The 20635-nt window shown below is 36.6% G+C and carries 17 protein-coding genes and 1 rRNA gene (1 of these 18 cut by a window edge); 13 read left to right on the forward strand and 5 right to left on the reverse strand.

Features of this window, described 5'->3' with window-relative positions; genetic code table 11:
- Positions 1–25 precede the first annotated feature (25 nt).
- The 5 genes from CGC47_RS00770 to CGC47_RS00790 form a co-directional block, all read right to left on the reverse strand.
- Entirely contained in the window at positions 26–2446 is a 2421-nt protein-coding gene (locus CGC47_RS00770; RefSeq protein ID WP_042000168.1) for a glycoside hydrolase family 95 protein, read from the reverse strand.
- Positions 2447–2946: 500 nt separating this feature from the next.
- Positions 2947–3792, reverse strand: a complete 846-nt coding sequence (locus CGC47_RS00775) for a metallophosphoesterase (RefSeq protein ID WP_042000908.1) — start codon at positions 3790–3792, stop codon at positions 2947–2949.
- 113 nt (positions 3793–3905) lie between these two features.
- Complete coding sequence (locus CGC47_RS00780) at positions 3906–5495, reverse strand: peptide chain release factor 3 (protein WP_018279773.1); 1590 nt, start codon at positions 5493–5495, stop codon at positions 3906–3908.
- Positions 5496–5690: 195 nt separating this feature from the next.
- Positions 5691–6182, reverse strand: a complete 492-nt coding sequence (gene ribH, locus CGC47_RS00785) for a 6,7-dimethyl-8-ribityllumazine synthase (protein ID WP_013997102.1) — start codon at positions 6180–6182, stop codon at positions 5691–5693.
- A gap of 4 nt (positions 6183–6186) precedes the next feature.
- Complete coding sequence (locus tag CGC47_RS00790) at positions 6187–6966, reverse strand: tetratricopeptide repeat protein (RefSeq protein WP_042000911.1); 780 nt, start codon at positions 6964–6966, stop codon at positions 6187–6189.
- A 125-nt stretch (positions 6967–7091) separates the two neighbouring features.
- Here CGC47_RS00790 and recF point away from each other — a divergent pair, with 125 nt between their 5' ends.
- From recF to CGC47_RS00855, 13 genes are all read left to right on the forward strand, one after another.
- Positions 7092–8195, forward strand: a complete 1104-nt coding sequence (gene recF, locus CGC47_RS00795) for a DNA replication/repair protein RecF (RefSeq protein WP_042000913.1) — start codon at positions 7092–7094, stop codon at positions 8193–8195.
- On the forward strand, positions 8182–11127 hold the full coding sequence (locus tag CGC47_RS00800) for a sensor histidine kinase (protein WP_095899857.1): 2946 nt from the start codon (positions 8182–8184) through the stop codon (positions 11125–11127). The genes recF and CGC47_RS00800 overlap by 14 nt, the downstream gene beginning before the upstream one ends.
- Before the next feature lie 80 nt (positions 11128–11207).
- A complete protein-coding gene (locus CGC47_RS00805; protein WP_013997106.1) occupies positions 11208–11948 on the forward strand; it encodes a LytR/AlgR family response regulator transcription factor in 741 nt (246 codons plus the stop codon).
- A 343-nt stretch (positions 11949–12291) separates the two neighbouring features.
- Positions 12292–12729, forward strand: a complete 438-nt coding sequence (locus CGC47_RS00810) for a DUF1810 domain-containing protein (RefSeq protein ID WP_042000923.1) — start codon at positions 12292–12294, stop codon at positions 12727–12729.
- Positions 12730–13033: 304 nt separating this feature from the next.
- A complete protein-coding gene (locus CGC47_RS00815; protein ID WP_095900344.1) occupies positions 13034–14068 on the forward strand; it encodes a PLP-dependent cysteine synthase family protein in 1035 nt (344 codons plus the stop codon).
- 66 nt (positions 14069–14134) lie between these two features.
- A complete protein-coding gene (locus CGC47_RS00820; protein WP_042000925.1) occupies positions 14135–14389 on the forward strand; it encodes a recombinase RecA in 255 nt (84 codons plus the stop codon).
- 135 nt (positions 14390–14524) lie between these two features.
- Positions 14525–15787 (forward strand): aminotransferase class I/II-fold pyridoxal phosphate-dependent enzyme, encoded by a 1263-nt coding sequence (locus tag CGC47_RS00825; protein ID WP_095899858.1) that lies wholly within the window; start codon positions 14525–14527, stop codon positions 15785–15787.
- A gap of 478 nt (positions 15788–16265) precedes the next feature.
- On the forward strand, positions 16266–16826 hold the full coding sequence (locus tag CGC47_RS00830) for a hypothetical protein (protein WP_042000926.1): 561 nt from the start codon (positions 16266–16268) through the stop codon (positions 16824–16826).
- Between the two features lie 236 nt (positions 16827–17062).
- Positions 17063–17491: a hypothetical protein gene (locus tag CGC47_RS00835; protein WP_042000928.1), complete on the forward strand. Its 429-nt coding sequence runs from the start codon at positions 17063–17065 to the stop codon at positions 17489–17491.
- Positions 17488–17853, forward strand: coding sequence for a tetratricopeptide repeat protein (locus tag CGC47_RS00840; protein ID WP_052456145.1), 366 nt, complete (start codon positions 17488–17490; stop codon positions 17851–17853). The genes CGC47_RS00835 and CGC47_RS00840 overlap by 4 nt, the downstream gene beginning before the upstream one ends.
- A 49-nt stretch (positions 17854–17902) precedes the next feature.
- Positions 17903–18445 (forward strand): hypothetical protein, encoded by a 543-nt coding sequence (locus tag CGC47_RS00845; RefSeq protein ID WP_095899859.1) that lies wholly within the window; start codon positions 17903–17905, stop codon positions 18443–18445.
- 63 nt (positions 18446–18508) lie between these two features.
- Positions 18509–19030: a hypothetical protein gene (locus CGC47_RS00850; protein WP_041984751.1), complete on the forward strand. Its 522-nt coding sequence runs from the start codon at positions 18509–18511 to the stop codon at positions 19028–19030.
- Positions 19031–19582: 552 nt separating this feature from the next.
- A 16S ribosomal RNA gene (locus CGC47_RS00855) occupies positions 19583–20635 on the forward strand; it runs 463 nt beyond the window's last position.

Consider the following 20635-nt stretch of genomic DNA (forward strand, 5'->3'; position numbering starts at 1 on the left):
ATAGTCATTTATTTTTAACTTTTCTCTATTTTATGATATATTTATTATTTTTCAAAGTTTGAAAATCAATTTGTTTTGCCTTACATCTTGCTCGAGCAATACGTTTTCCATTATGGTAGAGACCTTTACGTGCGGGTAACACCACCGAACACTTCCCTGCTGTTTGTGCAATAATTTCAGCTTCTTTTAACATTCCTTTTTCCCAAGAAAAAGATACCTCAAAGCCGTTACGTGCTTTCATTCCAGTTATTTTACCTTTTTGCCAGTCAGGATGTGAAGGAAGCGCAGGTAAGAACCGAATGGTATTGGTTTTTCCGTGACTTTGAAGTAACATTTCGGCAATTCCTGCTGTTCCACCAAAATTTCCGTCAATTTGAAATGGCGGATGGGCACAAAATAAATTAGCATACGTTCCTCCTGCGCTTTGTTGCCTACCCATAGCTACAGGTGTAAGCAATTGCTTTAGAAGTGTCAAAGCGTGATTTCCATCACCTAAACGCGCCCAAAAATTGATCTTCCAAGCCTTCGACCAACCTGTTCCACCATCACCACGAATTTCTAAGGTTTTTCGGGCTGCCTGAGCCAATTTGGGCGTATCCCAAGGGGTAATTTCGTCATACGGATGCAACCCATATAGGTGGGATACGTGTCTGTGAGTAGGTTCAGCATCTTCCCAATCGTGAAACCATTCGTTCAAATCGCCTTGTTCCCCTATGGTATTAGGTACGGTGTTTTTAATAATATCTTTCCATTTAGGGTGCTTGTCCGTATCTTTATTTAAAATTTCAGAGGCTTTGAGTACATTAGAAAACAATTCACGTACGATTTGCATATCCATTGTTGGTCCCATACACGTGAATCCGTGTTGTTTTTTTCCGTCTTTCAACTCGGGTAAATAATACGCATTTTCGGGAGAATTGGAAGGGGCAGTTACCCAATATCCACTTTTAGGTTCTTTGATAAGCATATCTTCAAAAAAATGGGCTGCTTCTTTCAGTACAAAATAGTATTCTTTAAGAAAATCAATGTTTTGTGTAAATTGATAATGCTCCCAAATATGCTGACAAAGCCACGCTCCTCCTGTTAGGGTAGAACCCCAAGAAGCTCCTTCGCCTGGCGAGGTAAAAAACCACGGATTGCTCACCACGTGCGCTACCCATCCTTCGGCATTATAGTAGGCTTTTGCCGTTTTCTTTCCGTTAGGCACCAAATTTTTAGTAAAACGAAGTAAAGGTTCAGCCAAATCAGAAAGATTAGTGACCTCTGCTAACCAATAATTCATCTGTACGTTGATATTTAGGTGATAATCACCATTCCAAGGCGTTTGATATTCTTCAGCCCAAAGCCCTTGTAGGTTGGCAGGGAGTAATCCTTTTCGAGAGGAACTGATGAGTAAATATCGTCCGAAGTTATAATACAAAACAGGAAGTTGAGCATCTGTATTTCCAGCCTGATAACGCTGTAATCGTTGCCAAGTAGTCAAGTTTTCATCGGTTAATGAAGTAGGCATTTCCCATCGATTTCGATTAAATATCTTTCCGTAGGTTACCTGATTTTCAAGTAAAGCGTTTTGAAAAGACAAGGAATTTATCGCCTTTAAGTACGCTAGTGTTTGTTTTACGACATCGGTGTTTTCAAGTTCTCCATTTTCATAACTATAGTTGGTTGATGCACTGATTTTTACAATTACCTCAGAGGCTGAACGTACTTCTAAACCAGCTAATGAGGCAGTGAGCTCTCCGTCAGTGGAAACCTCTGCTATTGTGGCAAATTCCATTCCTTTTTGGTTTTCATTCGGAAGTGTACCTTGCATTATAAGTTTATTTTTGTCGTAAGAAAAATGAGCATTTTCTTTACGGAATAGACTTAAACCCAAATTCGTTTTTTGAGCAGATTTAATTTTTACCCAAATCACATCATTATTGAAATCAGTAAAAACGATTTGTTCGATTTGGTTTCCATTGCGTACATATTGGGTGGTAGCCACAGCCTTTTCAAGGTCTAAAACTCGTTTGTAATGGGTTACCGATGCATCTGATTTCCAATCGATTTTTAACTGTCCTAATGTTTGATAACATCCGTAATGACAATTTGCACCGTTGCCGTGACACGTTCCTTTTCCTTTGGCAACAAAATGTTTCATCAGTAAACTTTGTGCTTCCAGATTTTTCCCTTGCAGAAGTAAATTTTGAATTTCTTTTAAATACTTATGCGCATTTTCATCATCGGCTTCTTGTTTACCTCCTGACCATAATGAAATTTCGTTGAGTACTATGGTTTCTATATCGGTTTTACCAAATACCATAGCTCCTAAACGTCCGTTGCCTAAAGGTAAACTTTCGGTAAAAAAAGCGGCAGGTTGGTCAAACACCACCGAAATATCTTGCTTTTGAGCAATTACGAAGTTGAAAATCGTTACAAAAACAATAAAAAAAAGTTGTTTCATAATGCAATTACAAATATGGGTTGTTATATCATTTTGATTTTTAGAGGTCCGAAGATAATCATTTTACGCAAAAAAGGCAACCCAATAAGGAAATACTTTACAAAAGATTTGTTTTATAGCAGTAAAAACTCATTATCCATCGGTAAAAATTAATTTCCTATCAGTAAAGATTCATTTTCTATCAAAGAAAATCAATTTTTCATCAGTAAAATTTTATTTTCTATTGGTAAGATTGAATTTCCTATCAGTAAAAAGTAATTTTGTATCAAGAAAAATGGATTTCCTGTCAGTAAAAAACTATTTCCTATCAGTATTTTTCACTTATAAATAATATAGCCAATTATTTTTAAATAGTTGCTGTATAAAATCTTTTTTTAAATAAGAGTTGTCACGACAATCTAGAAAAAAGGGAGCTATATTCAGATTGTTGTTGTCTGATTTGTTCAAGAAAATACAGAAAATAGAATAGGAGAGAGGTTAATCGTTATCAAATCAATTTTTTAAGCTTTTTCAAGTTCAAAGATTGTAATTTCGGGTCTGACGTTAAACCGCACTTGTAAGGAATGCCCCAATGCTCTGTTGATGTATAGTGTTCTCTCGTCTGAAAGTTCAATTTTACCAGAAGCATATTTTTTGTTCTTTACCGGTAGAATAGGTGCAGGTAAAAAGGGTGGTTTACATTGACCACCGTGGGTATGCCCCGATAGTATCCAACCTTTGAAGGATTGCCAAACCTCCAAATCGCATACATCAGGATTGTGACAAAGCACGATATTTGCCTTTTCAGGAGAATAATTTTTTAAAGCCTTTTGGGCATCAAGAGTGCCAGCCCAATAATCATCAAATCCAATAAAATGTAATCCTTGAAATTCAACAGATTCATTTCTGAGGACTTTAATGTTTTTTGATTCAATGAGTTGGGTGATTTCATCGGCAATATGAGGTTCACGCCAATGGTGTCCGTAGTCGTGATTTCCTAAAATGGCTGTTGTGCCTAATGTACCTTTTACACTGTTTTCCAATACTTTATTTAGTTCATCGTACAATACTTTACGTTGGTGTAAGGTGATGTAATCTCCTGTGTAAACTACAAAATCAGGCTGAAAGTTTTGTGCTTTTCTCAAAGCGTCGATTAAAAAATCGGTACTGACCCTATGCCCCACGTGTAGGTCACTGATTTGCATCAATGTTTTGCCGATAAGGGAGTTAGGTAGGTTTTTGATAGGCATTTTCAAACGGACAAACTCTAACCAAAAAGGTTCAATTTGCCAAGCATATCCACCGCCTAGTAGCCCCAAGCCGATCGTGGCTAACGCTGTTTTTTTAATGAATTTTCGTCTGTTCACATCTTTTAGTTGATTAAGCTAGGAGAAATAACAATAACAATAAAGATACGATAAAAAAGTAGTGTTATTATCCAAAACATTTTTATCGTCATTTTTCAATCTTTTAACTCTTCCTAAAACTCCGACGTAAAATGTAGCTTCACGTTTGGATATTTTTGTTTTACCATTTCGATAGAAAACGCCGAATCTGCTAAGAAAACACGCTGTCCGTGCTTATCACGAGCCATATATTTCTGTTTCACACGAAGGAAATCCTGAAACTCGGCATCTTTCGGATTTTCAGGCTCTTCCACCCAACAAGCCTTATGTATCGGGAAGCTCTCATAACTGCATTTCGCTCCGTATTCGTGTTCCAATCGATATTGGATAACTTCGTATTGCAACGCTCCCACCGTTCCGATAACTTTTCGTCCGTTGAAATCCAACTTGAAAAGCTGTGCCACACCTTCGTCCATCAGTTGGTCGATACCTTTTTCTAATTGCTTGGATTTTAGTGGGTCGGCATTGTTGATGTAGCGGAAATGTTCAGGAGAAAAGCTCGGAATTCCTTTAAATTGCAAGGTTTCGCCCTCTGTAAGCGTGTCTCCAATTTTGAAATTTCCAGTATCGTGAAGTCCCACAATATCACCGGCATACGAAATATCAACCACTTCTTTTTTCTCTGCAAAAAAAGCATTCGGACTTGAAAATTTCAGTTTTTTTCCGTGCCGAACGTGTAAATAAGGTTTGTTTCGCTCAAAAGTTCCTGAAACGATTTTAACAAACGCCAAGCGATTGCGGTGGTTCGGGTCCATATTAGCGTGAATTTTGAAAACAAATCCGCTAAACGTATTTTCATCAGGGTTTACCACGCGTTTGTCACTGGCTTTGGCTCTGGGCGACGGAGCAATTTCCACAAAGCAATCCAAAAGCTCACGAACGCCAAAATTATTCAATGCCGAACCAAAGAAAACAGGCTGTTGCGTTCCGCTGAGGTAGGCTTCTCGGTCAAATGGCGGATATACTTCATACACCAATTCCAATTCGCTACGTAAGTTTTCAGCCGATTTCTCACCGATGATTTTATCCAATTCAGGGTCGTTTACATTATCAAAAGCGATGGTTTCTTCGATATTTCTTCGGCTATCGCCTGAAAATAAATTGATATTTTTTTCCCAGATATTGTAAATCCCTTTGAAATCATATCCCATTCCGATAGGAAAACTCAGCGGTGTAACAGAAAGCCCCAATTTTTGTTCTACCTCGTCCAAAAGGTCAAAAGCATCTTTTCCTTCTCTATCTAACTTATTGATAAACACTATCATCGGGATATTTCGCATACGACAAACTTCCACAAGTTTTTCGGTTTGCTCTTCTACCCCTTTGGCAACGTCAATCACCACAATTACGCTATCCACAGCGGTTAAGGTTCGGAAAGTATCTTCAGCAAAATCTTTGTGACCAGGAGTATCTAATATATTGACTTTGTAATCTTTATAATTGAACGCCAAAACCGACGTTGCCACCGAAATACCACGCTGACGCTCAATTTCCATAAAGTCAGAAGTCGCACCTTTTTTAATTTTATTGCTTTTAACAGCTCCTGCTTCCTGAATAGCTCCACCGAAAAGTAGTAATTTTTCCGTAAGGGTAGTTTTTCCCGCATCGGGGTGGGCAATTACGCCAAAAGTTCTGCGTTTTTGTATTTCCTGAAGTATTGACATTTTCCTTGATTTACTGATTTAAAACGGCGACAAAGGTAAATTTTTTAACCGACTTGTTAAAACGAAATGAAGGAAAAAACACAATTTTAGAATATCAAATACACTAAACTATAATTGAAAATTTAACCCTAAATAAATAAGACAAAAAATGAAAAACACCCGTAAGAGGGTGTTTTCTTATTTGTTTAAGCGTTTTTACGAATGTTTTTGAGTGAGAGTAACCATTTTTATGGCAGCAATTGCTGCCTCTACACCTTTGTTACCGTGCTTTCCACCACTTCGGTCTAATGATTGTTGTAATGTATTGTCTGTCAGTACACAAAATATAACAGGAGTATCTTCTGTAGCATTGAGTTGGGCAATACCTTGGGTAACGCCTTGGCATACGAAATCAAAATGACGGGTTTCTCCTTGGATAACGCAACCGATAGCAATTACAACATCTACTGTTTGAGTTTTTATCATTTTTCTGCTGCCGTGTATAAGTTCAAAACTTCCAGGGACTTCCCAACAGATGATTTCTTCGGGTAGAGCGCCACAATCTAAAAGGGTTTGATAAGCTCCTTCTTTCAAAGACATAGTAACCTCAGGGTTCCATTCAGAAGTAACAATCCCAAAGCGAAATAATTTCGCGTTTGGGATTGTTGCTTTATCATATTGTGATAAATTTTTATTTTCGGTTGCCATAAGGTTATTCGCTTATTTTTCCTAAATAAATGTCAATGGTTCTTCCTTCTTCCGAAGTAGGAAACTCGTCTTTAATACGTTGGAAGTATTGCTTGGCTTCCTTATTGCTTTCTAACAAAAGAGCGGTGATTCCTGCTTTTTTAAGGTAAATAGGAGTTGTAAACTCATTTTTGTTATGGTCAAATGCTTTTTTATAGAAAGTTAATGCTTCTTTATTGTTTTTTAATTGAGAATAAGCATCTCCGATATTTCCTAAGGCTAACGGACCTAGCATATCATCATCAGTATCAAATTTTTTAAGATACTCAATGGCTTCTTCGTATTGTCCTTGGTTGATGTAAGCCATTCCTGCCGAATAAGTTGCCAAATTAGCCGCTTTGGTACCGCTGTATTGCTTTATAATATCTAAAAAGCCGTACTTTCCAGCACTTCCGTTCAAGGAAAGCGTAAATAAAGAATCTTTAACTTGGGTATCGGTGGCATTCAACGCTTCATTGAAAAATTCTTGTGCAAAGAATAGTTCATTTCCTCCTTCTTTTTCTTTGGGAGCAACTACAAATTGTTGGTATAGCAAATAGGCAAGTCCCACTACAGCTACAGCAATTAGTACGCCAATAATGGTTTTTTGGTTTTTCTGTACCCACTCTTCTGTTTTTGAGGCTTTTTGGTCGAGCGTATCAAAAACTTCTGCGGTAGTACTCTCTTGGTGTAACTCCTCAGGGGTTACCTCGTCAGTGTGTTTTACTCTGTTAGGTCGGTTGTTTCTTTTCTTATAAACTGCCATATCATTTCTATTAACGTCGCGCAAAAATAAAATTTTTATTTTTAATAGAAAGCCCTTTAAACAATATTTTTCAACAAAATGAAAGTTCAGATGCAATATATTGGTTTTTCATTGTATATTGCGGCATGTTTTTGAAGAAAATATCTGTAGTAAATTATAAAAATATTTCGTCAGAAGGTTTTGATTTTGACGAAAATATCAATTGTTTTATAGGAGATAATGGAGTGGGTAAAACCAATTTGCTCGATGCCGTTTATCATTTAGGAGTTGGCAAAAGTTATTTTAATCCTTCGGCGTTACAAAATATTCGCCACGGGGAGGATTTTTATCTAATTGAAGGGCTTTTTGAAGCAGACTCTCGTCAAGAACAAATCAGTTGTAGCGTGAAAAAAGGGCATAAAAAAATCATCAAATGTAATGGTAAACCCTATGAGCGAATGGCGGATCACTTTGGTAAATTTCCGATGGTAGTAATTTCGCCCTCCGATCGTGATTTGATTGTGGAAGGAAGTGAAACGCGCCGAAAGTTTATGGACAGCGTTATCTCACAATCCGATTTGTTGTATCTAGATGATTTGATGCGTTACAATCGGGTATTGTTACAAAGGAATTCTTTGCTGAAACATTTTGCCAATCAGCAAACTTTTGATGCTTTGACTCTTTCCCTTTACGATGAGCAACTTTCGGTTTTGGGCAGTCAAATTCATCAAAAAAGAAAAAACTTTATTGAGCAGTTTCTTCCTACATTTTTAAAACAATATGCTTATATTTCTCAGGGGAAAGAGCAGGTGAATTTACGTTATGAAAGTCAGCTCAATGAAACACCATTGATAGATTTGCTCCAAAGTAATATACATAAAGATAGGCTTTTGCAATATACAGGGGTTGGGATTCATAAAGATGATGTTTTGTTTGAAATTGATGGATATCCAATAAAAAAATATGGAAGCCAAGGACAGCAAAAGTCCTTTTTAATTGCTTTGAAACTTGCTCAATTTCAAGATGTAAAAAAACATTTAGGTGTCAGCCCAGTGTTGCTTTTAGATGATATATTTGATAAACTTGATGACAAACGAGTAACCAAATTAGTAGGATTGGTTACCGATAAACAATTTGGGCAACTTTTCATCACCGATACGCATCAGCAACGAACGCAAAATGTGGTAGAAAAGACAGGACTATCTTACAAGATGTTTTTAATCGACAACGATAAAAATGCGGATCTGTAGCGCCATTAAAATATTGGTATTGTTGTTGGGAGTTGTTATCAATGCTCAAGATTTAGAACTGCCTAAATATAAGCAGTATAGTGATCGTGACGGATTGCCTCAGCAACAAGTAACTACCTTGTTTGAAGATAGTCGTGGTTACATTTGGGTGGGTACCAAAAATGGTGTGGCTCGGTTCAACGGAAAAGAATTTTATGCCTTTACCACTAAAAACGGATTTCCCTTTCGAGTGATAGAGGAAATAAGAGAAGACCAGCAAAAACGTATTCTGGTGTTTTCTTCAGAAGGAATTGCTCGAATTAACGGGAATGAAATAGAAACTTTTCCTCTCAATCAATATGTGGCTGAAACCTTTGATTTATGTTCCACAGAAACCATTTGGTTTACTGCTAAAAATAATAAAGCCCAGTGGTTTATCGGATGTTTTTCAAAAGATAAATATACGTTCTATCCGTTACCCTTTCACAATGAATTAAGTGTTTCAGTCAAACACGCTCATCAACAAGATGAATTTTATATTTTTACTAATACTGAATTTTATGCATATAATCTCAAAGACAATAAATTACAAAGTCATCCATTTGTTTTACGCAAGAAAGGTTATATACTTAAATCACTTTGTGTCAATGAAAACGTAATTGCGTCCTATAAAAAAATCAATACTGACCATTTTCTTTTCTACCAAATGAGTAAAAATGAACATCAGCTCATCGGGGAGTATCAAAACGGAAGTTGGCAACGGCAATTACCTTCCGAAATCAGAAATCAACTTCGTCTTTATATTCCTAATCAAGCTCATTTTATCGAAAAAGGGAAAGTGAAATATGTGTCTATGCCCGAACAATTTATTATCAATGGGTTAGAGGATAGTAATGGGGTACAATGGTTCAGTACAGAGCGAGGACTTACGCGTATGTTTTCCGAGGCGTTCACCCATTACAATCCGCATTTGCTTTCCGAAGTTTGGGCAGTGGTTGAGCAACCTAAGGGTAAGTTTTGGTTTCCTTCTTACTCTTTTTCCACCAAAACTCTTGAAAAAAATATTCTTAAGGAAGAACAGATGCCCTCAATGAGCAATCATTCAGGGTATTATTTTCATCCAGTGAAAGACGATAAAGACCAATTGTACTTTGCTTGGTCAAAGGGGGTGGTCAAACGTTCACCGAAAGGAAAAACAAAAATATTGGAATATCATTGGCAGGGAGACCCTAATGCATTGTATGTTTTTTATGATAAACAACGTAGTTTACTTTTAGGAGGATTTCGTAATAATGTGGTATTTTGGAACAATAAAGAAGAACGCATACGTGTTGTGGGGCGTGAAAGCCAATCAGATATGGAAGGCTATGTACTTTGTGTTGCTAAAGATTCGGTAGGAGATTATTGGTTTGCAGCTCGAGATATATATCGTTATCAATTTGATAAAAATCAGCTAAAAAAATATACTTTTACTCACCAAGAGAAGAGAATCAGAGCCATAGATATTGCTACTGATTTTTCGGGAAGAGTTTGGTTCGGAGCCAATCAAGGGCTTTTTTATTATGACAGAAAGAAAGATAGTCTGCAAAAATTTGAATGCGCCCAGTTGGAAGATGGAGTGTCAACTGTTTTTCCTATTGATGAAAAACGCTTATTGTTTTCGCAGCCTCACGGATTGTATGTTCTTGATTTGGAATCGTTTGAAAAAGGCAACGTTAAACTGTCGCTGTACAATGAAACTAACGGATATTTAGGTAATGAAGCAGGACAAACAGGGGCTTTCAGAGATTCTGAAGGAAAAATATGGATTACCGGTAGCTATGCTCTTGCCAAAATAGACCCTAATTTGTTGCCCAGTCATTACGCTTCGCCTTTAAATTTGGTTTTCAAAAGCTATAATAACGTTTCTATAAAATACAATGAAAATAAAATAAAACTTCCTAAAGACCAGCATTCGGTAACCATAACATTTGACCCTGTGGCACTTAACTATATTCGCCCCGTTTGGTATCGCTATCGCCTTGATGATGGTGACTCTTGGAGTGAGCCACAAACCGAAAATTACATCACGCTGACCAATTTACCACACGGAAAAACCACACTCGAAGTTCGTGCTTGGTTTCAAGGATTGGAAGAAAGTTATTTAGATAATCGGTACACCATTGATATTTATGTTAATAAGATATTTTATAATCAAGCTTGGTTTGTACCAGCGGTCATATTTCTTTTGCTAATAACCATAGCAATCATTTCATACGTGCAAAAACGTACACAAACCCGTTTGCGAAAAACCATTATGTTGGCAAAAATATCAGAAGTAGAAACCATACAATCACAAATGAATCCGCATTTTGTGTATAATGTGTTGGCGAATGTACAATCCAAAATACGAAATTTACAAACAGAACAAGCCGAAAACGTATTACTTAAGTTGGCAGGATTGATGCGTAAATTTTTGCATACTTCAACGGTTACCACTACCCAAAAGGAAGATACGTTACAAATCAAACAACATTTGGTAAGTTTATCCTATGAGTTGGTCTTACTTCAAGAATTTATTGATTTTCAGCAAATGTTATATCCGAATTCTTTTGATTATCGACTTATCATTTCTGATGATGTTGATGTAAATCAAACCAAAATTCCTCCAATGTTATTGCAACCTTTTGTTGAAAATGCAATTAGTCACGGACTTATTCCTAATACGAAAAAGGGAACGCTCACCATATTTGTTAAGCGCAAGTTCCACCGAGTTTATATTGAAATTAAAGATGATGGCGTAGGGTTAGAAGTGGCAAAACAGAAAAGAAAAATTTCAAAACTGCGTTATCCTTCACAAGGACGTAGGTTAACTTTAAAACGTATTAAACTGCTGAGAGAATTAGGTTTTGAAATCGAAGTTATTACGCGTAGCTCAGCGAAAGGAACCAAAGTGATGCTTATTTTTGGGTGAAAATTTCTTTATTTTGGTGTAAAATATTAAATTTGTCTTGTTTAGTTGCAATGAAGAAAAATATCTAAAGTAAAGCAGCTATGTTACGAGTAATTATTGCAGATGATATATCGGAAACCCTTGATATGGTAGGCGCTTTGGTTAAGGAAATACGCCCCGATGTACACATTTTGGGTAGGTTTACTTCCCTTATGGAAACTCAAAAACAGATAGAATTATTAAAACCTGACGTACTGCTTATTGATATTCAATTTGCTGCAGAGGCAATGACTGTTTTTGATTTACTTGACTATTTTTTACGTAAAGGCAAACTCAATTTTCAGACTATTATTTTCTCTGGACATTGCGAAACGGAATATTATGATATGGCCTTTCGCTATGGAGCATTGCATTTCATACCCAAACCTATTGATAAAACAAGGCTCAAAGAAGCTTTTCAGCGTGTTAGAAACACTGAAACTGAAGAGGAAAGTTCCAAAACGAGCACTTTTCATTTAAAGAACAAGCTTGTGGTTTATACCGCTGGATTGAGACATTTTATTGACCTTCAAAATTTAGTTTACATACAAAGTAAAAAAGTCGGGGTAAGTATTCATCTTTCTAATAATGAAATTATTAGAAGTTCCCGAAATATAGGGTATTATCAAGAACAATTGGCTGGAATACCTAATTTCATTCGCATACACAATAGTACCCTATTAAATACAGATTACATCGACACAATTTCTTCGGCAAGTGAGCGAATCGTTTTTTTAAAATCTCCTTTTGGGAAAATACAAGCCTCTCGAGAGCGTTTCAAAGAACTTTTAGAAAATTTTTAATAGCTCTAAAAGGCTATTTGGTAAAAAAAGTCAAAATTACGCCTCTTTTGTCAAGTTAAAAAGAGTTAAATTGAGTTAATAAGGTCGATTTTATCTTTTGTTTTTGAGTTCATTTAGTACAAAAAAGCGTTAAAAAACAAGGTAGATTTACCGAATTTTAAACGAATCCTACCGAATAATAAATGGTAGTAAAGTTTTAAGAAAAATGAGATTTACCTTCCAATTTTTTTTGTATAAATTTGTTTCTGATAAAAAAATGGAACTATTATAAACATCACAATTTGTTTTTTAGCATCTTAAAAAACAAAAGGGGACAAATAAAAAACTAAAAAAAGATTGGGTTATGGAAAATGGTTTGAATCGTTTTTTACAGGCACAAGAAAAGGATTATCTCTCAGCACTTTCTGAAGTGAAATCTGGAAGAAAAAAAGGACGTTGGATGTGGTATGTATTTCCTCAGTTCAAATGTTTGGCTTTGAGTGAAAGCTCAAAATCTTACGGAATAGACAACGTAGATGAAGCGGAGGCTTTTTTGCATCACCCCGTGCTGGGAAAGCGACTAAAGGAAATGACCGATGCGCTCTTAAACCTTTCGGAACCCGACGTAAGCCATATTTTTGGCTCCCCCGATGAAATAAAATTAAAGGCTTCAATGACGCTCTTTGCCTGTGTTAGTGATGAGGACGAAAATCCGTTTAAAAAAGTAATCGACAAATACTTCCAAGGAGCACTTGATACGAAAACCACAAAAATAATTGATGATACTTGGGTTTGGGTCTAAGATTGATTTTTTTGCTTTTTCGCTTTTGGGCGTAACGCAATAAAAAGAAAAGGTTATCGAACAGTTTTAAGGCTGTAGGTAACCGTTTTTTATGTCCGATACAATGTGTTTTATGCATTCACATTCGTGTTTTTAAACAATAATGGAAAAAGCTACAAGTTTTGACTTGTTGTCTTTCAAAATCAAAGCGTACAAAATCCTAATAATTTATCTAAAAAAGATAAATTGTATATGGGTAAGGTATGTTTATCTCAATCATATTCAAAAAAATCATTATATTTGCTTGAAACAAATAATAAGAAAAATGCAGATCGATAAATCATTAAACGTACACGACAATCTTTTGGACTTGATAGGGAACACGCCTCTTTTAGAGCTAAAAAAGATAACAAAAGGGCTCAAAGGACGTTATTTTGCAAAAATAGAAGCTTTCAATGCAGGGCAATCGGCAAAAGACCGCATCGCCAAATACATCATCGAACAAGCTGAAAAGAAAGGAATCTTAAAGTCAGGTAGTACCATTGTTGAAACCAGCTCTGGAAATACGGGATTTAGCTTATCGATGATTGGGGCTTTGAAAGGGTATAAGTGTATTATTGCCATTAGCGATAAATCTTCACTGGATAAGGTAGATATGCTTCAAGCATTGGGAGCAGAGGTGCATTTGTGCCCCTCAAATGTAGCGCCCGATGACCCTCGCTCGTATTATGAGGTTGCCAAGCGTATCCATCAAGAAAATCTGAACTCTGTATATATCAATCAATATTTCAATACGCTTAATATTGAAGCGCATTACCACTCCACAGGTCCCGAAATATGGAAACAAACGCAAGGTGAGGTAACACACGTGGTGGTTTGCAGTGGAACGGGCGGAACCATCTCTGGAATTGCACGATATCTGAAAGAACAAAATCCTGATATAAAAGTTTTAGGGGTAGATGCTTTCGGTTCAGCAATAAAAAAATACCACGAAACGCGAGAGCTTGACCCTGCTGAAATTTATCCGTACAAAATAGAAGGATTGGGTAAAAATTTGATTCCTACAGCTACTGACTTTGATGCTATTGATGAGTTTGTTAAGGTTACCGATAAAGAAAGTGCTTTAATGGCTCGTGAAATGGCTAAAACAGAAGGACTTTTTATGGGATACACCTGTGGGGCAGCACTACAAGCCGTGAAACAATACGCCGATATGGGTAAGTTTGATGAAAATAGCGTAGTGGTGGTTCTTTTCCCTGACCACGGTTCGCGCTATATGAGCAAAATTTATAGCGATAAGTGGATGAAAGAGCAAGGATTTTTAGATTCAGATACCAATAATGAGGTAATTATGCATTAAAGGCAGAATCACAAAAACAAAAATAGTTTTTCCATAGTAAAATTGTGAACCATAATAATCATTTTTATGTCTTTTACAACGCAGCAACGTAAAGAACTTACTGCCCTTAAAGGGATTGGAGATATTTTTGTTACCCGCCTGGAACAAATGGGATTTGATTCGGTGGATAAACTTGCAGAGGCTTCGGTGGATTTCATTCTTTCGGCAGGTGCAGCAATCACCAAAAGCACTTGTTATAAGAATAGTCCACAAGCACGGAAAGCCGCCGAAGAAGCCATTTATTGGGCTACGGAGAAGTTAAAGAAGGAAAATGTAACATAAAGAGAGTGTATACTTTTCGAAAGTAAATACTTATTATTGAAGACGATTTTTGAATTACGGAAATCTGCAAAATCCAAAAAATACACGTATCTTTGTGCCTCAAAAAAAGAAATATTATTAAGAAATTGAATATAAATGAGAGATTTATTTGAACACATAAAAGAGAATAAAGGAAATATCGGTCGTTGGGCATCACACGCCGAAGGGTATTATGTTTTCCCTAAATTGGAGGGAGAATTAGGACCAAGAATGCAATTTCAAGGAAAAGAAATCCTAAATTGGAGTATCAACGATTATTTAGGTTTGGCAAATCACCCTGAAATTCGTAAAGTTGATGCCGAAGCTGCCGCTGAGTACGGAGCTGCTTACCCAATGGGAGCCAGAATGATGAGTGGACATACGTCAATGCACGAAGAATTAGAAAGAAACTTAGCTGAATTTACGCATAAACAAGCGGCTTACTTGCTTAACTTCGGTTATCAGGGAATGGTTTCTATCATCGATGCGTTGGTAACGAAAAACGATGTGATTGTGTACGATGTGGATTCGCACGGTTGTATTATTGATGGGGTTCGTCTTCACTTTGGAAAACGATTTACTTACAAACATAATGACGTAGAGAGTTTTGCTAAAAATATCGAGCGTGCCAAAAAATTGGCAGACACTACAGGTGGCGGTATTTTGGTAATTACCGAAGGCGTTTTTGGAATGCGCGGACAACAAGGAAAACTTAAAGAAATCCTTTCATACAAAGAGAAATATGGTTTCCGTATTTTGGTAGATGACGCTCACGGCTTCGGAACGCTCGGAAAAACAGGAGCAGGAGCAGGTGAAGAGCAAGGCGTTCAAGACCAAATCGATTTGTATTTCTCTACTTTTGCCAAGTCAATGGCAGGAATTGGGGCTTTTGTTTCGGGAGATAAAGAAATTATCGACTATTTGAAGTACAATTTGCGTTCGCAGATGTTTGCCAAAGCCTTGCCGATGATTTACGTAAAAGGGGCTTTGAAACGTTTGGAAATGCTTCGCACGATGCCAGAGTTAAAACAAAAACTTTGGGACAATGTAAACGCACTCCAAAACGGACTAAAATCCAGAGGATTTAACATTGGCGATACAAACACGTGTGTTACGCCTGTTTTCTTAGAGGGAAGCATTCCTGAAGCTATGGCAATGGTAAACGATTTACGCGAAAACTATCGTATTTTCCTTTCCATTGTAGTATATCCAGTAATTCCAAAAGGAATGATTCTTTTAAGAATGATTCCAACGGCTTCTCACACAATGAAAGACATCGAAGAAACGCTTAATGCTTTTTCTGCTATTCGCGAGAAATTAGAAAATGGTGTGTATCGTGAGCAAAACGCAGCCTTAGCGGAGCAAATGGGGCATATGTAATGTTATTTATTAGGTATAATATAGAGATAGGGGCTACTTGAATGAGTAGCCTTTTGTTGTTATAGCTAACCCAAAATAGTTATAGTACGGAGTAATGACCATAGAAAAGGAATTGATAATCTATAAAATGTTAAAAATCTAAGAATTGTTTGTTTGTATGTGAAAAAAAATTACATTTGCCTTGTTAAGTAAAATTAACTAATATTTTATGTAATAAATTCACGATTAAACTTGCATAATACTATGGAAATCGTTATATCTGTAGGTGCCTCGGCACAGCACAGCACTTAAACAGCCAAAATAGTGTAGTTACTACACTCTGTAATATAAATCCGCTTGATGGAGAGCAATCTCCATCAAGCGGATTTTTTATTTTCCTTAAAGGAACGTTTTCTATTAATTCCTAAAAATCCTAATTTCTAATCTCCTGATTTTCTAATCCCCTAACTTTCTGAAATTAACAAAAAAACATAAAGCAATGGCAGAATCTAAAAACAACATCATCACACACGGACTAAGTGGAAAAGTAGGTAATATGTTTGTGTTCAGTCAGCGTAACGGAAAAACAATAGTTTCTCAAAAACCTACTAAGAAAGCGATTACCTCCGAAAAGGTAAAGGAACAAATGGCAAAATTTCAACAAGCAACTATTTATGCAAAGACAACTTTGAAAAATCCTACAATTAAGGAAGAATATCAGTCGGAAGCGAGTAAGAAACAGGGCGTAACGGCGTACAACGTGGCAGTTGCTGATATGTTACAAGCCCCAAAGATTGAACAGATTGACCTTTCAGGCTATACAGGTCAGATAGGCGATACCATCAAAGTTAGAGCCTATGATGATTTCAAAGTAGCATCTGTAACGGTACATATTTACAATTCCGATGGTTCGTTGGTGGAAGAAGGTAATGCAGTGGATAATGGGTTGGATTGGGTCTATACCGTTACGCAAACCAATGCAGACCTTTCAGGTGACAAAATTGTAGTACGAGCAACCGATATACCTGCCAATACCACTGAGGCAACCAAAAATTTATAAGCAAGGGTTTGAGAGGCTTCGCCGTTCAAAGTTCAAGGTTCAAGGTTCAGCCCTTAAACCTTAAACTTTAAACCTTTAACCTTGAACTTTCCTCCTCCCGAGCTTGGATACACCTTGGGTAGAGCTTGGGTGGATAAACAACAGAAGAATGGACAAATTTTTAATGAACAATGAACAATCAGTGCAATTTGTCATTTGTGATTAATTTTACATGTTAACTATAAATAACTCATGTTATGAAATACAATAATACGTTTTCAATCGGTATTTTGGTCATTGCAGTTGTTTTCTGTTTGCTTTCGTATAGAAGCTGTAGTCAATATAAAGAAAAATATGAAACAAATTCTGTACAAATAAAAACATTACAAGATTTGCTAAAAGCAAAGAAAGAATCGCTTTCTGAAAATCAAACTACCATTCTTGTAGAGAAAGATACTTTTGAAATACAATCTCTTAACAAAGAAATTGAACATTTGCAGGCATTAGTTAAAAAATTGCAATCCATTCAGAAGCCTAAAATAATTACTAAGGTAGACACTATTATAAAAGAAGTTATAATAAAAGAAGATGATAATATTAGAAAAACTAATTATGATTTTAATGGTTGGGCATATGGTTCGCAATATATTGGCTACGAAAATCGGCAGAGCAAGGAAGAAATATGAATGTACAATATATTTTAGGAAATGCTTACTATAATGGAGAAGGTGTATCTCAATCGTATGAAAAGGCGGTGTATTGGTGGCGAAAATCAGCGGAACAGGGAAATGCCCGAGCGCAAGCTGCCTTAGGAACTGCTTACTATTATGGACAAGGTGTCCCTCAATCGTATGAACAGGCAGTATATTGGGTTAGGAAATCAGCGGAACAGGGAAATGCCGATGCACAATATGTATTAGCACTTGCTTACTATAAGGGAGAAGGCGTAACTCAATCGTATGAACAGGCTACGTATTGGTTAGGAAAAGCTTGTGAACAAGGAGAAGAGGAAGCTTGCCGTATGTTTAATAAAATTAAAAGCAAGTAAGTTTTTATTTGTAAATGAATTATATAGAGTAACTCTAATTTTATAAAGGATGAAAAAGATAGTTTTATTCATAACATTAGTTGTATTTACAGGTTATGTAAATGGTCAAAATAAAAAAACTTCGGCAACGAAACCCGAAATAGATAAACTTTATGAAAAATATAAGGATTCGGATAATATTACCTTGTTCACTCCACAGGGGGATCTTGAAGGAAAGGTAACTATAAAAATGAACAACAATTATAAACCTGTTTCAATTACTATTAAAGGTATCTCTGAACATAAAGCTCCAATAGCCGAATTTATTTCAAATACCATAAAGATGAAATTAAAGCAAGGTTATAAAGTAACAAAAGCTCCTTTTGGTTGGAACTCTTGGACTTACGCGGAGCTTGTTGAAAAAGGTTTAGGAAGGGGATTTAAAGAGGAGCATAGCTTTCAATTACTTATGAAAAAAGGAAATATGTATTTTAGAGTTGATGCAGGATGTTGTGTAGATTATATCGGATGGAAAGGTGCTTATACTTGGGAAATAGAAACGGGAGATTCTAAGAGACAAGGAGGTAGTAATGCAACAAACTTCGAATTTTAAATAATAACTGAATGTATTTTGTAAGGCAATGTTCAACCTAATAAATTGATTAAAAATAATTCTATGAAAAACAAATTAAGCGTTGTATTCTTCTTATTTTCAATGGGGCTTTTTGCCCAAGTAAGAAAAGAAGTAGAGAATGGTATTTTTGTTACTTTTCCAAATAAACCAGAGTATACAACTGTTGAAGGGTATCGTAGTTATATCTCTAAAACTGAAAATGTGATTTTTATGGTGCAAATAGTAGATTTGCCTCAACGTGCGGAGTATATGATAGCAGAGCAAAAGTTTTCAGAAACAGATAAAAAAATGGTTGCGGATAGTTTTTTAAATAATTTTGTAAAGGGAGCTATGGCAAGTACGCGAAGTAAAGTACAGGTACAGGAAATAAAAAAAGGAAAGTTTTATGGCAGAAAAATGGAATACAGAGCTGTAAATCCTGCTACCGGTGATGTTTCAGGGAGAGCCAAATTAGCTTTATTTATTCGCGGACGAGTTATAGCCTTTGAATGTGTGTTGGTGAATGATAGTCCGCGAGCAGTTGCTGAAAAAGATAGTTTTATAGATTCTGTAACTGCAAAATAACAAGTATTCCTTTCGCATTCTTTTAATTAAGAATTTAAAAATAAATAATACATTGAAAACTAGTTGTATATGAATTATATTGAAGTTTTATGAAAAAAAAGGGATCAAATATTTTGGATATATTGAAAAAAGGTATTACTTTTGCACCCGCTTTTGAGGAGGTCATTAGTTGATAGAGATTAGTGAATAGATGAAAAGCGAAAAGCTCAAAAAATATTTTGAAAAAAAAACTTTAAAAAGTTTTGGTGATTAAATAAAAAGTATTACTTTTGCACCCGCTTTGAGAAAGTCGTTAGTTAATAGAGATTAGTGATTAGTAATAAAGCGAAAAAGTTCAAAAAAAATATTTTGAAAAAAAACTTTAAAAAGTTTTGTTGGTAAAGAAAAAGTTTTTATCTTTGCCCTCGCTTTTGAAAGCGTAAGGCTAGAGAGCGAAAAAAAGAAATGAGAAGTTCATTGAAAATATTGTTGACAGCACAAGAATAAGATTTAAAGAATTATCCTAAGAGTCGATTACTTTTTTGTTAAAGGTTGCGATATTAAAGATTTTTAACGATGAAGAGTTTGATCCTGGCTCAGGATGAACGCTAGCGGCAGGCCTAACACATGCAAGTCGAGGGGTAGAGTGCTTCGGCACTTGAGACCGGCGCACGGGTGCGTAACACGTGTACAATCTACCTTTTGCTAAGGGATAGCCCGAAGAAATTTGGATTAATACCTTATAGTATTGTTTGGTGGCATCACTGAATAATTAAAGCTCTGGTGGCAAAAGATGAGTACGCGTCCCATTAGCTAGTTGGTGTGGTAACGGCATACCAAGGCTACGATGGGTAGGGGTCCTGAGAGGGAGGTCCCCCACACTGGTACTGAGACACGGACCAGACTCCTACGGGAGGCAGCAGTGAGGAATATTGGACAATGGTCGGAAGACTGATCCAGCCATGCCGCGTGCAGGATGACGGCCTTATGGGTTGTAAACTGCTTTTATACAGGAAGAATAAGGTCTACGAGTAGATTGATGACGGTACTGTATGAATAAGCATCGGCTAACTCCGTGCCAGCAGCCGCGGTAATACGGAGGATGCGAGCGTTATCCGGAATCATTGGGTTTAAAGGGTCCGTAGGCGGGCTTATAAGTCAGAGGTGAAAGCACTGAGCTCAACTGAGTAACTGCCTTTGAAACTGTAGGTCTTGAATGTTTGTGAAGTAGCTGGAATGTGTAGTGTAGCGGTGAAATGCATAGATATTACACAGAACACCGATTGCGAAGGCATGTTACTAACAAATTATTGACGCTGATGGACGAAAGCGTGGGGAGCGAACAGGATTAGATACCCTGGTAGTCCACGCTGTAAACGATGGATACTAGCTGTTTGGAAGTAATTTTGAGTGGCTAAGCGAAAGTGATAAGTATCCCACCTGGGGAGTACGCACGCAAGTGTGAAACTCAAAGGAATTGACGGGGGCCCGCACAAGCGGTGGAGCATGTGGTTTAATTCGATGATACGCGAGGAACCTTACCAAGGTTTAAATGGGAAACGACGTATCTAGAGATAGATATTTCTTCGGACGTTTTTCAAGGTGCTGCATGGTTGTCGTCAGCTC

This window comes from Capnocytophaga canimorsus, assembly GCF_002302565.1.
In the GTDB taxonomy this organism is placed as follows: Bacteria; Bacteroidota; Bacteroidia; order Flavobacteriales; family Flavobacteriaceae; genus Capnocytophaga; species Capnocytophaga canimorsus.